This is a genomic window from Nucisporomicrobium flavum (assembly GCF_016464385.1).
GTDB lineage: Bacteria > Actinomycetota > Actinomycetes > Mycobacteriales > Micromonosporaceae > Actinoplanes > Actinoplanes flavus_A.
Genome location: NZ_JADMLH010000003.1, coordinates 540,806 through 555,837 on the forward strand (window position 1 = coordinate 540,806; position 15,032 = coordinate 555,837).

Here is a 15,032-nt window from a genome sequence, read left to right on the forward strand (position 1 = left end):
GACGATAGGTGACCGTCCATCGAACGGAACAGGGCCCCGAGGTCACACCTCGGGGCCCTGTCGGATGACCGTCAGCGTTGGTAGACGCGTACGTAGTCCACGACGAAGTCGGCCGGGAACCGGGTGCCGCTGTCCGGGTTGCCGAGCCAGCCGCCGACCTGGAAGTTCAGCCGCAGGTTGTACGGCTTGTTGAACGCCTTGTCGTACCACGGGGTGGTGCTGCGGTCCCGCGTCCACACCAGCTTGCCGTCGATGTACCACTTGAGGGCGTTGGCGTCCCATTCGGTGGTGTACGTGTGGAAGCCGTCGCCCGGGTACCCGCCGCCGGGCAGCGCGATCCGGGTGTCCTGCTTGACCGGCGAATAGTCGAAGAAGATGGCCGCGGTGGACTTGTCGTACCAGTCCCGGCCGCCGGGCAGCTCGGTCACGTCGATCTCGCCGTTGCCGCCGTCGTCGGGCCGCAGCCAGAACGCCGGCCACAGGCCCTGGGACGTCTCCGGCTTGTTCGGCGACTTGGCGCGGATCTCGAAGCGCCCGTACTTCCACGACGCCTTGCCGATGGTGTCCAGGTACGACTGGGTGAACTGCCGGTTCTGCGAGCTGCAGGTGGCGCTCTCGCGCAGGGCCCGCAGGGTGAGGTTGCCGCCGCCGACGAAGGTGTTCTTCGGGTCGTCCACGTTGCAGCCGAGGTCGATGTCGCGGCCCTCGTTGTCGCGCAGGTTCCACTTCGAGCGGTCGACCGTGCCGCCGTCGAACTCGTCGGCCCACACCTGCCGCCAGCCCGTGGGCGGGGCGGGTGCCGTCGTGGCGGCCGGCGGTCTGGTGGCCGGGGCGGTGGTGCTCTTCGTCGGCTCCGGCGCCTTGGTCGTGGTGGGCGGCGCGCTCGCCGGCGGCGTGGTGGTCGCCGTGGCCGCCGGCGGCAGCACGGTCGCGGGCGTGGTCGGCGTGGCCGTCGGCTTCGTCTCGGTGTCGTACGACAGCACGAGCTGCGGGTGCAGGTTCTCCTTCGAGTTCTCCCGGGACGCCCAGTAGACCCGGGTGTTGTAGCTCTCCTGCGACAGCGCGAACGTGTACGTGCCGTTGCCCTGCACGGAACGGGAGACGTCGAACTCGTTGTAGCCCTTCTTGACCTCGTCCAGCGCCTCGAGCGAGCGGGCGGCCGCGAGCCTGGCCTCGTTGGCGGCCGCGCTGAGGTCGCCCGGGACCGCGCGGGCCACGATGCGGGCGGCGAAGTCGTTCCAGGCGTACACCCGCAGCGTCGCCTTGACCCGGGTGGCGTTGGCCGGCAGCTTGTCCACGGCGAACTGCAGGGTGGCGTCGCGCCGCCCCCGCGGGTTGCTGTCGCACAGCGTCGGGCAGCTGGCCAGCGTCGTCTTCATGCTGTTGTCGCCGTCCTGCGGCACCTGGGTGAGGGTGGTGTCGGCCACCGGGTACAGGGTCAGTCCGTTGTCGTCGTCCGCGAACACCGGCACGAGCGTCGCGGCGGTCAGGGCCGCGACGGCCGTTCCGATGATGGTCAGCGATCGGGTGCTACGGATCCCCCGTCGCGGTGCCGGCGCGTGGGCCGGCACGTGCGCCCTGCGCAACATCGTGTCCTTCTCGGGTAGGTGTCTCGGTCCCGGCCAGGTCCCCTGTGGCCGGTCGTCGCCGAGCGTAACCTCGACAACCACCGGTGACGACCCTCGATCGGGCGGGCTAACCCGGGTTTAAGGTTGTCCTAATGCCAACCTCCGGCCGATCGGCTGTCCCGGGCCCGGCCGGGGTCCCAGTATTCTGCCGCGATGAACCTGCACTCCCTGCGCTGGCGGCTCGTCGATCGGCCCGATTCCTGGGGCGCCAAGCGCCGGGAGGCGCGGTCCCGCTGGTTGGCGGAGACCTTTCCCGAGTTGTCCGAGATGTCGGTGGTGGACCTCGGCGGCCGCGTGGGATTCTGGCGCCAGCTGCCCGTCCGCCCGAAGCACGTCCACGTGGTCAACCTGGAGCCGGCGCCGGCCGAGCTGCCGGACTGGGTCGAGGTCGACCACGGCGACGCCTGCGAGCTGCCCCCGGAGATCGCCGCCCGGCGCTACGACCTCGTGTTCAGCAACTCGGTCATCGAGCACGTCGGCGGGCACGAGCGCCGGCTGCGCTTCGCCGAGTCCGTGCACGCCCTCGCCCCGGCGCACTGGGTGCAGACGCCGTACCGGTATTTCCCGATCGAGCCGCACTGGATCGCGCCGGGCATGCAATTCCTCCCTGTCGCCGCCCGCCGCGAGGTCGCGCGCAAGTGGCCGCTCGCTTACACGCCGGGCCGTACGCGCGAGGAGGCCCTCTCCCGCGTTTTGTGGACCGAATTGGTGGACAAGACGCAGATGCGCTCGTACTTCCCCGAGTCGATCCTGCGCAGTGAGCGGGTCATGGGCCTGACGAAATCCCTGATCGCCTTCAAGCGGGGGTGACTTCCGGAATTCGCGAGGGGTGAGGCCGTGGGCCCACCCCTCGCTGGCGTATGCCCTGACCAGCGCAACCTCCGCCGTTCGGAGGGGGAGGAAGTCGGCGCAAAGTCCCGTGGAAGGGGCTATCCGACCGAAAAGTCCATTTCCCCCACACCCCCGCAAATCCCTGGTTACAGTACGGTCGGCGCAGTTCCCAAGTGCGAGCTTTGTCCCCGCGCTTCACGGGCCGCGCCGAACCGGCCTGCGCCGGCGCTCCACAAGCCGTCGCGTGCGGCACCGAGAAAGGCAAACCCGTCGAGAGGCGGGGACGCAAAGCCAGGGACCTCCCGAGCGGGAGGCGGCCCAGCCGCCGAAGGAGACAGAAGTACATGCGCTATCAACCAGCCCATGCGGCCAAGAGCGGCTCGGTACCGTTCATGCTGCGTGGACCCAAGTCGGTCCGGACGGTCCTCTCGGCCGCCGTCGCCGGTGCGATCGCCTTCGCCCCGGCCGTCCTCATCAGCGCGCCCGCCCAGGCCGCACCGCTCGCCGGCTTCACCTTCGCCGACAACTCGATCAGCACGACCGAGGGCGGCGACCTGGTCTTCGAGCTCGTCCGTACCGCGGACGCCAGCCCGCTGAGCTCCACGAACCTGACCTGGACGGTCAGCACGGGCACCGGCCCGACGGACGCGACGGTCGACGAGGACTACACGGACGTCGGGACTGGCACCGTCACGTTCGCCGCCGACAACTCGGCGCCGTACGGCGGCGACAGCCAGTTCCTCACCGTGCAGACGCTGCAGGACACCCTCGACGAGAACGTCGAAACCTTCACGCTCACCGTGACGGACACCAATGGCGACACGCTCGAGGCCGAGGGCCGGATCTCCGACGACGACGCCGCCCCGCACTACGCGCTGTTCGTCGACGACCCGTCGCCCTCCGAGGACATCAACGGCGGCGTGGTCAACATCACGGCGGAGCTGGACGCCATCTCCGGCAAGGACGTCACGATCCCCGTGACCGTCACGCCGGGCACGGCGAAGCTGGGCGCCGCCCAGGACTACACGTTCACCCCGGGCTCGATCACCATCCCGGCCGGTACGAACACCAGCACGTCGCTGTCGATCTCCATCGTCGACGACGACCTGTACGAGGAGTCGGGCCAGACCCTCACCGTCCAGGGCGGCACGAACGCCTCCGTCACCGGCACCGACTCGGCGCCCGTGACGATCATGGACGACGAAGAGCAGCCGGAGATCGACGTCGCCTCCACGACCGTCGCGGAGGGCGGCACGCTGGCGTTCGGCGCCACCCTGAGCGGTCCCTCGGAGCGTCCGGTCACCGCCACCTGGACGGCGGCCGATGGCCCCGGCTCGGACGCGCCCAACTCGACGCACGGCACCGCCAAGGCGGGCTCGGACTACACCGCGGCGACCGGCACCGTCACGTTCCCGGCGGCCACGTCGAACACCACGGTGCCCGGCAACACCGCGCAGACGATCAGCGTCAAGACGGTCTCGGACCAGATCAACGAGGACGACGAGGACATGCATGTCGTCCTCACCAACCCGACGATCGCCACCATCGGCGACGCTCAGGCGACGGGTTCGATCACCGACAACGACCCGCTCCCGACGGCGACCCTGTCGCCCACCACGGACATCACCGAGGGCAACGGCGGGCGTACGGCCAAGACCTACACGGTCAAGCTGAACCGTGAGTCGGGCCAGACCGTCACCGTGAACTACGACGTCCGCACGGGCGGCGGGTCGGCCACGGAGGTCGAGGACTTCTTCGCCACCTCCGGCAAGCTGACGTTCAAGCCGGGTGAGCTGAGCAAGACCTTCACCGTGGACGTCGTGGGCGACAACGTCGACGAGCCGGGCAACTCGAACCGCGAGGACTTCGAGATCGCGCTGTCGAGCTCGACGGCGGACGTGACCAACAACGGCACCGCCGGCGTGGTCAGCGTCAACATCCTCGACGACGACGCGACGCCGACCTTCACGGTGGCTCCGATCACCATGCAGGAGGGCGACACCAGCTCGGTCGTGGTGTTCCCGGTCAAGCTGTCCAACCCCAGCGACACCGCCACCACCTTCACCCTGACCGACGTCCCGGGCAGCGCGACCAACTCGGGCAACGACCCGGGCGACATCGACTACGACCTGGTGCAGGGCACCGTCACCATCCCGGCGCGGCAGACCACGGGGTACCTGTACTTCCTGGTCACCGGCGATGACGTGTACGAGACCAACGAGCAGATGAAGGTCACGCTCGCGCCCTCGGGCAACATCACGGCGGGCAACAAGGACGCGAACCTGACGATCCTCAACGACGACGACGCGCCGTCGCTCGAGGTCGTCTCCGCGGTCGGTGAAGAGGGTGACACCGTGAACGTCATGGGTGTCGTCACCGGCACCGCGCAGGACGACACGGTCTTCAACATCAACTTCGCCGGCTCGTCGGTCAACGGCAGCACCGCCGCCTCGGTGAACGACTTCACCAACCCGGGCACGGTCTCGAAGACCGTGGACGGCGGCACGCTCTCCGGCAGCCCGGTGATGATCACGTCGCTCGACCTGCTCCAGGACACCACGCCCGAGGGCCCTGAGACGATCCTCGCCTCCGGCAACGCGGTCAACGGCTCGGTCGTCAACGGCGTCATCACCATCGCGGCCAGCGACGGCGGCACGCCGGCTCCGGCGCCGACCCTGGCGTCGTCGGCGAGCTTCCGCCTGGGCGTCGGCTCGCTGCGGCTGAGCGGTACGGCCGCCGCCGGCCAGACCGTGACGCTGTGGGGTACGCCGATCGGCGCGCCCGAGGACAAGGCGTGGCAGAACCTCGGCACCACCACGGCCAACTCCAACGGCGGGTACGTCTTCTTCCCGCGGTTCACGACGACCGGCTGGTGGTTCCGGACGGCCGTGGGCGACCAGCAGTCCAACGCGGTCAAGGTGTACCTGAAGGAGGACCCGGACTTCTTCACCCGGTCCTACAGCAAGGGCACCGCGACCCTGATCGCCTACGGTGACCCGCGCGTCGCCGGCCTGTCGGTCCGCTTCCTGCGCGCCAACAGCAACGGCACGTGGAGCACGGTCGGCACCGGCGTCCTCGACGCCAACGGCAAGTTCTCCAAGACGCTCACCGGCCTCAAGTCCGGCGCGTCGTACCTCTACAAGGCGACGATCTACGGCGACGGCGACGTCGGCCTGATGACGAACACCTCGGTGAGCTCCCGCATCCGGGTGCGCTGACCCTCCAGAGCAACAAACGAACGGGGCGGCCCATCGGGCCGCCCCGTTCCGTGTCCGCGGTGTCAGTCGACCTCGACCGCGGCCTGGGCGAACTGCGCCGAGTAGAGCCGGGCGTACGCGCCACCCGCGGCGATGAGCTCGTCGTGGGTGCCCTGCTCGACGATCGCGCCGGACTCCATCACCAGGATCACGTCGGCGTCGCGGATGGTGGACAGCCGGTGCGCGATGACGAACGACGTGCGGCCCGAGCGCAGCGTGGTCATCGCCCGCTGGATCAGCACCTCGGTACGGGTGTCGACCGAGCTTGTGGCCTCGTCGAGGATCAGGATGCTCGGCTCGGCGAGGAACGCCCGGGCGATCGTGATCAGCTGCTTCTCGCCCGCCGAGACGTTGCCGCCCTCCTCGTCTATCACGGTGTCCATGCCGTCGGGCAGGGACCGGACGAAGCGGTCGACGTGGGCGGCCTCGGCGGCACCCGCCACATCGGACGGTGTGGGCGCGTCGGCGCCGTACGCGATGTTCTCCGCGATCGTCCCCCCGAACAGCCAGGTGTCCTGCAGCACCATCCCCATGTGCTCGCGCAGCTCCGGCCGCGGCAGACTGGCGATGTCCACGCCGTCGAGCGTGATCCGCCCGGATGTCACGTCGTAGAAGCGCATCAGCAGGTTGACGAGCGTGGTCTTGCCGGCGCCCGTCGGCCCGACGATCGCGACGGTCTGGCCGGGCTCCACGCTGAACGACAGGTTCTCGATCAGCGGCTTGTCCGGCGTGTAGCGGAACGACACGTTCTCGAAGGCGACCCGCCCCTCGAACCGGCGGTGACCGGTGGAGGCCGGGTCCGGCTCCTGCTCCTCCGCGTCGAGCAGGGCGAACACCCGCTCCGCCGAGGCCACGCCGGACTGCACCAGGTTGGCCATGCTCGCCACCTGGGTCAGCGGCTGGCTGAACTGCCGCGAGTACTGGATGAAGGCCTGCACGTCGCCCAGCGACAGCGAGCCCGAGGCCACCCGCAGGCCGCCCACCACGGCGACGAGCACGTAGTTGACGTTGCTGATGAACATCATGGCCGGCTGGATCAGGCCCGAGATGAACTGGGCGCGGAAGCTGGACGCGTACAGCCTGGTGTTGTGCTCCTCGAAGGTCGCGGCCGCCTCCTTGCCGCGACCGAAGACCTTGACCAGCGCGTGGCCGGTGAACATCTCCTCGATGTGCCCGTTGAGCTTGCCCGTCGTCGCCCACTGGGCGACGAACTGCGGCTGCGAGCGCTTACCGATGCGGGTGGTCACCCACACCGAGACGGGTACGGTGATCAGCGCGATCAGCGCCAGCAGCGGCGAGATCCAGAACATCACCCCGAGCACGCCGATGATCGTGAGCAGCGCCGTGACGAGCTGGGCGAAGGTCTGTTGCAGGGTCTGGGCGATGTTGTCGGTGTCGTTGGTGGCCCGGCTCAGCACTTCACCGCGGGGCTGTTTGTCGAAGTAGGACAGCGGCAGCCGGGACAGCTTCGCCTCCACGTCCTCGCGCAACCGGAAGACCGTGGCCTGCACGACGCGGGCGGTGAGCCGGCCCTGCATCACGCCGAACACCCACGCGGCCAGGTAGACGGCGAGCACCCACAGCAGGATCTGGCCGAGCCGGTCGAAGTCGACGCCCCGGCCGGGCACGATGTCCATGGCGGCGAGCATGTCGGCGCGGTTCATCTCGCCCCGCGCCCGCAACTGCTCGACGATCTGCTCCTTCGGCACCCCGGCGGGCAGGCTCTTGCCGACGATGCCGTCGAAGATCACGTCCGTGGCGTGGCCGAGGATGCGCGGGCCTGCGACGGACAGCGCCACGCTGGCGATGCCCAGCAGCATCACGAGCGCCACGAGGGCACGCTGCGGGCGCAGCATGCCGAGCAGCCGCTTGCTGGAACCCTTGAAGTCCTGGAGCTTCTCGGCCGGCATGCCGCCGGCCATCATCCGCGCCGGACCGCCCATCGGCGGCGCCGGCCTCCTCGTCGGCGCGGTCACGCTGTGCCTCCTGTTGGCATGCCTTCCTGGCCCTCGCGCTTGCGGCCGTGGTCTGCCGCCGGCGGGTGAGGCTCGGTGCAGTCAGTCATGCCGCTGCCTCCTGCTCGGTGAGCTGAGAAAGGACGATCTCGCGGTAGGTCTCGTTGGTGTCCATGAGCTCCGTGTGGGTGCCGGTGCCGACGACCAGGCCGTTGTCGAGGACCACGATGCGGTCGGCGTCGCGGATCGTGCTGACCCGCTGCGCCACGATCACCACCGTCGCGTCCGCGGTCTGCCGGGCCAGCGCCGCCCGCAGCGCCGCATCGGTGGCGTAGTCCAGGGCGGAGAACGAGTCGTCGAACAGGTAGATCTCCGGCCGGTGCACGAGCACCCGCGCGATGGCGAGGCGCTGGCGCTGGCCGCCGGAGACGTTCGTGCCGCCCTGCGCGATCGGCGCGTCGAGGCCGCCCTCCATCCGCTCGACGAAGTCGCGGGCCTGCGCCACCTCGAGCGCCGCCCACAGCTGCTCGTCGGTCGCGTCCGGGTTGCCGTACCGCAGGTTCGACCCGACCGTGCCGCTGAACAGGTACGGCTTCTGCGGCACCAGCCCGACCGTCCGGGACAGCAGCCCGGGGTCCAGGTCGCGGACGTTCACCCCGTCGACGAGCACCTCGCCGCCGGTCGCGTCGAACAGCCGGGGCACCAGGCCGAGCAGCGTGGTCTTGCCCGAGCCGGTGCTGCCGATGACCGCGGTGACCTCGCCGGGACGGGCCGCGAGGCTGACGCCGGAGAGCACCGGCGCCTCGGCACCGGGGTAGTGGAAGTCGGCCCCGCGCAGCTCCAGGTAGCCGTGCCGGGCGAGCTCGGTGACCGGCTCGGCCGGTACGTGGACCGAGGCGGGGGTGCTCAGCACCTCGTCGATGCGCTCGGCGCAGACCTCGGCGCGCGGGATCATGACGAACATGAACGTCGCCATCATGATCGCCATGAGGATCTGCATGAGGTAGCTCAGGAACGCGGTGAGCGCGCCGACCTGCATGGCCCCGCTGTCGATCCGGTGGCCGCCGAACCAGAGCACCGCGACGCTGGACACGTTCACGACCAGCATGACGGTCGGGAACATCATCGCCATGAGCCGGCCGACGCGCAGCGAGACGTCGGTGAGCTCCTCGTTGGCGACCCCGTACCGGGCGTGCTCGCGCTCGTCGCGGACGAACGCGCGGATCACCCGGATGCCGGTGATCTGCTCGCGCATGACCCGGTTGACCTTGTCGATGCGTACCTGCATGGTCCGGAAGAGCGGCCGCATCCGGGCGATGATCAGCGAGACCACGATCAGCAGCACCGGGACGATCACCAGCAGCAGCGACGACAGCGGCACGTCCTGGCGCAGGGCCAGCAGGATGCCGCCGACGCACATGATCGGCGCGGAGACCATCAGCAGGAAGGTCATCAGCACCAGCATCTGGACCTGCTGGACGTCGTTGGTGGTCCGTGTGATCAGCGACGGCGCGCCGAACTGGCCGACCTCGCGGGCCGAGAAGTCCATGACCTGGCCGAAGATGGCGGCGCGGATGTCGCGGCCCACCCCCATGGCGGTCTGCGCGCCGAAGTACACGGCGGCGACCTGGGCGACGATCTGGACGAGCGAGACGCCCAGCATCCCGGCGCCCACGCGCAGCACGTAGTCGGTGTCGCCGGGCACCACGCCGTTGTCGATGATGTCGGCGTTCAGGGTGGGCAGGTAGAGCGTGGCCAGCGTGGCGACGAACTGGAAGAGCACGACCAGAGCGACCGGTCTTCCGTACGGCCTCAGCCGGTCCCGCAGGAGTCGGATCAGCACCTCTCAGGCACCCCCGTGGTTGATTCGGATCGGACGAGCAGGCCGTCCAGGAGCAGCGACACCAGCTCGGCGCCTTCGAAGCGCGAGGGGTCGCCGAACGGCCCGTACGAGTTTGCTCCGCAGAAGAGCAGCAGCAGCTGGGCGACATCGCCGGGCGACCGGCGCAACAGCGCGGCGTCCGGGGCGATCAGCTGGGCGAGGGCGGCCTGCAGGCGCTCGCGGGCCGACGCCATCCGGGCGGCGGCCTCCGGTGGCGCCGCGGCGGCCAGCACGAGCTTGCGGGCGGCGGTCATCAGCTGGGCGTTCTCGGTGAACCGCCCGTGGATCAGCTCGGCGGCCCGGGCCAGCCGGTGGCGCAGGTCGGCGCCCGCGTCGATGGCGGCGATCGCGTCGAGGGTGTGCTGCGGGTCGAGCGCCTGCAGCAGAGATGCCACGATCAGCGACTGCTTGTCCGGGAAGACGCCGAAGATCGTGCCCTCGGCCACCCCGGCGGCCCGGGCGATCTGCCGGGTGCTGACGTCGACGCCGATCTCGTGCAGCAGCGGCACGGTGGCGGCGATCAGGGCGGCCCGGCGGTCGTCGGGCGCCATCGCGGGCACCCGGCGGCGGCGTACGTGCTCGCGCGGAGAAGTCACGCGGCGAAGCTTAATGAGCGAGCGCTCACTCAGCCACTGACATTTGTCATGACCGGGGCGTGTCACCCCACACGGCGAGCTCCCCGCCGGCCAGGCAGACCACGAGCACGCCGCCCGGGCCGGCCACCGCCCAGGACTCGAACTCGGCGTCGACCTCGACCAGCAGCCGCGCGCCGCTGCGGAAGCCGAGCTCCAGTTCGCCGGTGTCCCGGGTCCGCGCGCTGCTGACCACGTCGCCGAGCAGGGCTGCCAGGGCGTCCGAGGGGTACTCGCCCGGCTCGACGTCGGCGCGGCCGTGCGGCCCGTACAGGCGGGCGACGCTCTCGATCACCACCTGGGCGTCACCGACGAAGGTGAGCACGATGGCGTGGCCGAGCCGCAGGTACTGCAGCTTGCGGCCGACCAGCACGTTGATGGACTGCGCTTGCCGCGGGCGCCATCCGGCGTCCATCTCGGCGACCATGACCGGCAACACCTGCACCTCGATCGGCTCGTCGGAGCATCTGACGGCAGGACCGTAGCCCGCACTTTCATAACGGGGCCTTAAAGACCGGGAGGGATTTACTATTCCTTCAGCGTATACGCCGAGCGTATAGTCGTCGCATGACGGTGCCGATGACCCTCCTGGGCCTGCTCGAGCGCGAGCCCAGCCACGGATACGACCTCAAGCGCGACTACGACGCCTACTTCGGACGCGGCAAGCCCCTGTCCTACGGGCAGGTCTACAACACGCTCAGCCGCCTGGCGCGCGACGGCAAGGTGGTGATGAGCGAGGTCGGGCCGGGGGAGGGGCCGGACCGCAAGCGCTACGTGATCACCGAGCGCGGGGCCACCGAGGTGGACACGTGGCTCGCCGAGCCGGTGGAGCCCGAGCCGCACCTGCAGACCACGCTCTTCGCCAAGGTGACGCTCGCGCTGATGCTCGGGCGTCCCGCCGAGGCCTATCTCGACACCCAGCGGGCGGCGCACCTGAAGCGGATGCGCGAGCTCACCGAGATCAAACGGCACGGCGCCCTGGTGGACGCGCTGCTCGCCGACCACGGCCTGTTCCACCTCGAGGCCGACCTGCGGTGGATCGAGCTCACCGCGGCCCGCCTCGACGCCCTCGCAGCGGAGGTACGCAGATGAGCATCATCGCCGCCCACGACGTCGCCCTCTCGTTCGGCGCCACCCCGGCCCTGCGCGGCGCCGGGCTGGCCGTCGAGCCGGGGGAGATCGTCGCGATCATGGGACCCAGCGGCTCCGGCAAGTCCACGCTGCTGCACTGCCTCGCCGGCATCCTCGTGCCCGACCGGGGCGAGATCCACTTCGACGGCCGGCGGATCGACACGCTGGGCGAGGCGGAGCGCAGCGCGTTGCGGCGCGACCGGTTCGGCTTCGTGTTCCAGTTCGGCCAGCTCGTGCCCGAGCTCACCGCGGAGGAGAACGTCGCGCTGCCCCTGCTGCTCGGGGGCGTACGCCGTGCCGAGGCGGTGCGGTGGGCGCGGGAGTGGTTCCCCCGGCTGGGCCTCGACGGGCTGGAGGGCCGGCGCTCCGGCGAGCTCTCCGGCGGCCAGGCGCAACGGGTCGCGCTCGCCCGCGGGCTGGTGGGGCGCCCTCGGGTGCTCTTCGCCGACGAGCCGACCGGGGCCCTCGACTCGCTCACCGGCGAACAGGTCATGGACCTCATGGTCGACGCGGCGCGCGCGGAGGGCACCACCGTCGTCCTGGTCACGCACGAGCCGCGGGTCGCCGCGTACGCCGACCGTGAGGTCGTGGTCCGCGACGGCAAGGCGTACCCGCTGACCGCCGAGGCGGCCGTGTCATGATCCGCTTCGCGATCCGGCTCACGGTGGCAGGGGGCCGGGAGGCGGCGGCGAGGCTGGTCATCATCGCGGCGGCGGTGACCCTCGGCGTCGCGATGGTGCTGGCCGCGGTGGCCGGCATGAACGGCGTCGGCAGCCAGAACGACCGGTACGGCTGGGCGAACGCCGCGGTGCACCCCGCGGCACCGGGCGACCCGGACCCGCTCTGGTGGCAGCTGCGGGTGGACACGTACGACCGCGCCCCCATCGGCCGGGTCGACCTGGCCGCCACCGGGCCGGGCTCCCCGGTGCCGCCGGGACTGCCGAGGCTGCCCGGCCCCGGCGAGTTCTACGCCTCACCCGCCCTGCGCGACCTGCTGGCCGCCGAGCCCGCCGATCAGCTCGCCGCCCGCTTCCCCGCCCGCCTCGCCGGCACTGTCGGGCCCGAGGCGCTGCCGGCACCGAACTCGCTCGTTGCGGTCGCCGGCTACACCCCGCAGGAGATGTCCGCGCGTCCGGGCGCGACCAGGGTCTCGCGCCTGCCGGACACCGCGGCGGAGAACTGCCCCGGCGGGTGCTGGGCCGGGATCCCGTCGTCCGGCCTCCAGCTCATCCTGGCCGTCGTCGCCGCGGCGCTGGTGTTCCCGCTGCTGATCCTCGTCGGCTCGGCGACCCGGCTCGCCGCGGCCAGGCGCGAGCAGCGGTTCGCGGCCATGCGGCTGGTCGGTGCGACACCCCGGCAGATCGCGATCGTCTCCACGGTGGAGTCGACGGTGTCCGCGCTCGCGGGCACGGCCGCCGGCTTCGCGCTGTTCGCCGCCGTACGGGCCCCGCTCGCCGCGATCCCGTTCACCGGGGCGCCGATGTTCACCTCGGACCTGTCGCCGGGCGTGGGGGGAGCGCTCGCCGTGGCGCTGGGCGTACCGCTGGCGGCGGCCGTGATGGCGTGGGTGTCGCTGCGCCGCGTACAGATATCGCCGTTGGGGGTCAGCCGGCGGGTCACTCCGCGCCCGCCGCGCGCGTACCGTCTCATTCCGCTCGCCCTCGGCATCGCCGAGCTGGCCTTCTTCATCGGGCGAAGGCCCGAGACCACCGACGGGCAGATCCTGGCGTTCCTACCCGGCATCCTCGTGGTGATGATCGGACTGCTGGTGGCCGGACCCTGGCTGACGATGGCCGCCGCCACGCTGATGGCCCGGCGGGCGCGGCGGCCGGAGTCGCTCATCGCCGCGCGGCGGCTGGCCGACAATCCCAAGGCGGGCTTCCGCGCGGTCAGCGGGCTCGTGCTGGCGCTGTTCGTGACCAGCGTGGCGGTCGGGGTGATGACGGCGATCGCCGCCGACCACGACCGCAGCGGCACCGGCTACACCGACGAGATGGGGCTGATCTTCCGCGACGAGGACACCGCGCCCACCGGCACGGTTGTGCCCGCCGGCCTCACTGCACTGCCGGGGGTGCGCGCGGCGGTCACCGTCCGGGTCGCGCCGGACGACGTGCCGCGACCTCCGGAGAGCAAGACCGAGTTCTTCTTCCCGTACGCGCTGGCGTCGTGCGCCGACCTCGCCCACGCGACCGGGGCCAAGCAGTGCGCACCGGGCGCCGAGGTCGCCTGGGTCTTCCCCGACCTGGTGGGCCCGGACCAGTTCACCCGTCCCTGGCCGGCCGCGGACGTCGACCCGGGCCGGCTCACCTCGTTCCGGGCGATGTCCCTGGTCGCGGAGACGGACGGCAGCACCGCGGCGGTGGAACGGGTGCGGACGGCGATCGGCAACGCGTACCCGACGCTCTGGGGGCCGATCACCGAGGGTGACTGGGAGGCGGAGACCAGCCGGGTCTTCAACGGCTGGAAGCGGCTGTCCGATGTGGTCATCCTCGCCAGCCTGGCCATCGCGGGCCTGAGCCTGGCGGTGAGCGTGGCGGGCGGCCTGACCGAGCGCGCCCGGCCGTTCAGCCTGCTGCGGCTCGCCGGCGTCCCGCTGGCGACGCTGCGCCGGATGGTCGCGCTGGAGAGCGTGACCCCGTTGCTGAGCGCCGCGCTGGTGTCGGTCGCGGCGGGGTTCGCCAGCGCCCACCTGTTCCTCAAGGCGCAGATGGGGCTGTCCCTGCACTCGCCGGGCGCGGCCTACTACGCGTTCGTGGCGGGCGGGCTGCTGGCGTCGCTGGCGGTCATCGCGTCGACCCTGCCGCTGCTGCGGCGCGTGACCGGTCCGCAGGCGGCCCGCAACGAATGAACACAGGCGGCCGCGGGTCCCCGGCCACGGGGGTCAGGGGATCCGCGCCACGACGCCGTTGCAGGAGACGTCCTCGATGGACGGCCGGGGCTGCGGCTCGTTCTCCGCGCGCCAGCGGGACACCGACACCAGGCCCGGCTCCACGAACTCGAGGCCGTGCAGCAGCTCCGCGAGCCGTTCGCCGGTGCGCGGCACGAAGCGGCCGCCGGGGTTGTTGGCCGTCAGCTCGGCGATCGCCTCCGGCGTCTGGTACTCCCAGGTGGCGTGCGAGACCACGACGTAGCTGCCGGAGGGGAGGGCGCCGACGAGCTTGTCGACGATGCCCTGCGGGTCCTCGTCGTCGCGGATGAAGTGCAGCACCGCCACCAGGAGCAGCGCGATCGGCTCGGTGAAGTCCAGGGTGGCGTGCAGATCCGGGTGGGCGAGGATGACGTCGGGCTCGCGCAGGTCGGCGTCGAGGTAGGTGATCGCACCCTCCGGGCCGCTGGTGATGAGCGCGCGCGAGTGGGTCAGCACGATCGGGTCGTTGTCGACGTACACCGTCCGGGTGGCGGGCTGGATGGACTGCGCCACGTCGTGGGTGTTGCCGGGCGCCGGGATGCCGGTGCCGATGTCGAGGAACTGCCGCACACCCTGGCGGGCCAGGTGCTCCACGGCCCGTCCCAGGAACCGCCGGTTCTCGATCGCCATCAGCCGGATGCTGGGCATCGCCGCCTCGATGGCGTCGCCGGAGGCCCGGTCGGCCGCGAAATGGTCCTTGCCGCCCAGCCAGTAGTTGTACCGCCGGGCCGGGTGCGCGACCGTGGTGTCGAACCGGTCCGCCGAACCCCGCTCCGCGTTGCCGCCGTTCACGCTGCCTCCCACCCCT

General features: G+C 71.1%; 11 protein-coding genes and 1 riboswitch. Of the genes, 5 read left to right on the forward strand and 6 right to left on the reverse strand.

Annotated elements, in window-relative coordinates:
- Nucleotides 1–71: 71 nt before the first annotated feature.
- Complete coding sequence (locus IT780_RS10560; protein WP_199511260.1) at nucleotides 72–1,589, reverse strand: glycoside hydrolase family 16 protein; 1,518 nt, start codon at nucleotides 1,587–1,589, stop codon at nucleotides 72–74.
- A 192-nt stretch (nucleotides 1,590–1,781) separates the two neighbouring features.
- Between IT780_RS10560 and IT780_RS10565 the strand changes: the two genes are divergently transcribed.
- Together IT780_RS10565 and IT780_RS10570 are read left to right on the forward strand one after the other, a co-directional pair.
- Complete coding sequence (locus tag IT780_RS10565; RefSeq protein WP_199511261.1) at nucleotides 1,782–2,438, forward strand: methyltransferase domain-containing protein; 657 nt, start codon at nucleotides 1,782–1,784, stop codon at nucleotides 2,436–2,438.
- Between the two features lie 271 nt (nucleotides 2,439–2,709).
- Nucleotides 2,710–2,789: riboswitch (cyclic di-GMP riboswitch) on the forward strand.
- 14 nt (nucleotides 2,790–2,803) lie between these two features.
- The gene (locus tag IT780_RS10570; RefSeq protein WP_199511262.1) at nucleotides 2,804–5,677 is read left to right on the forward strand and encodes a Calx-beta domain-containing protein; all 2,874 of its coding nucleotides are present in this window, start codon (nucleotides 2,804–2,806) and stop codon (nucleotides 5,675–5,677) included.
- A gap of 62 nt (nucleotides 5,678–5,739) precedes the next feature.
- Here the strand turns inward: IT780_RS10570 and IT780_RS10575 are convergent, their stop codons facing one another.
- From IT780_RS10575 to IT780_RS10590, 4 genes are all read right to left on the reverse strand, one after another.
- Complete coding sequence (locus IT780_RS10575) at nucleotides 5,740–7,692, reverse strand: ABC transporter ATP-binding protein (protein ID WP_372443661.1); 1,953 nt, start codon at nucleotides 7,690–7,692, stop codon at nucleotides 5,740–5,742.
- Nucleotides 7,693–7,777: 85 nt separating this feature from the next.
- Nucleotides 7,778–9,514, reverse strand: coding sequence for an ABC transporter ATP-binding protein (locus IT780_RS10580; RefSeq protein WP_199511263.1), 1,737 nt, complete (start codon nucleotides 9,512–9,514; stop codon nucleotides 7,778–7,780).
- Nucleotides 9,508–10,149, reverse strand: a complete 642-nt coding sequence (locus tag IT780_RS10585; protein WP_307831126.1) for a TetR/AcrR family transcriptional regulator — start codon at nucleotides 10,147–10,149, stop codon at nucleotides 9,508–9,510. Before IT780_RS10585 ends, IT780_RS10580 begins: the two co-directional genes overlap by 7 nt.
- A gap of 46 nt (nucleotides 10,150–10,195) precedes the next feature.
- Nucleotides 10,196–10,612, reverse strand: coding sequence for a DUF6188 family protein (locus tag IT780_RS10590; RefSeq protein WP_233412647.1), 417 nt, complete (start codon nucleotides 10,610–10,612; stop codon nucleotides 10,196–10,198).
- 140 nt (nucleotides 10,613–10,752) lie between these two features.
- On the opposite strand from IT780_RS10590, the gene IT780_RS10595 reads away from it, so the two are divergent.
- Genes IT780_RS10595 through IT780_RS10605 form a run of 3 tightly spaced genes read left to right on the forward strand, consistent with a single transcriptional unit; the run spans nucleotide 10,753 to nucleotide 14,164 of the window.
- A complete protein-coding gene (locus IT780_RS10595; RefSeq protein WP_199511265.1) occupies nucleotides 10,753–11,277 on the forward strand; it encodes a PadR family transcriptional regulator in 525 nt (174 codons plus the stop codon).
- Entirely contained in the window at nucleotides 11,274–11,957 is a 684-nt protein-coding gene (locus tag IT780_RS10600; RefSeq protein ID WP_199511266.1) for an ABC transporter ATP-binding protein, read from the forward strand. Before IT780_RS10595 ends, IT780_RS10600 begins: the two co-directional genes overlap by 4 nt.
- Entirely contained in the window at nucleotides 11,954–14,164 is a 2,211-nt protein-coding gene (locus IT780_RS10605; RefSeq protein ID WP_199511267.1) for an FtsX-like permease family protein, read from the forward strand. Before IT780_RS10600 ends, IT780_RS10605 begins: the two co-directional genes overlap by 4 nt.
- 33 nt (nucleotides 14,165–14,197) lie before the next feature.
- Here IT780_RS10605 and IT780_RS10610 read toward each other — a convergent pair whose 3' ends face one another.
- Nucleotides 14,198–15,016, reverse strand: coding sequence for an SAM-dependent methyltransferase (locus IT780_RS10610; protein WP_199511268.1), 819 nt, complete (start codon nucleotides 15,014–15,016; stop codon nucleotides 14,198–14,200).
- Between the last annotated feature and the right edge of the window lie 16 nt (nucleotides 15,017–15,032).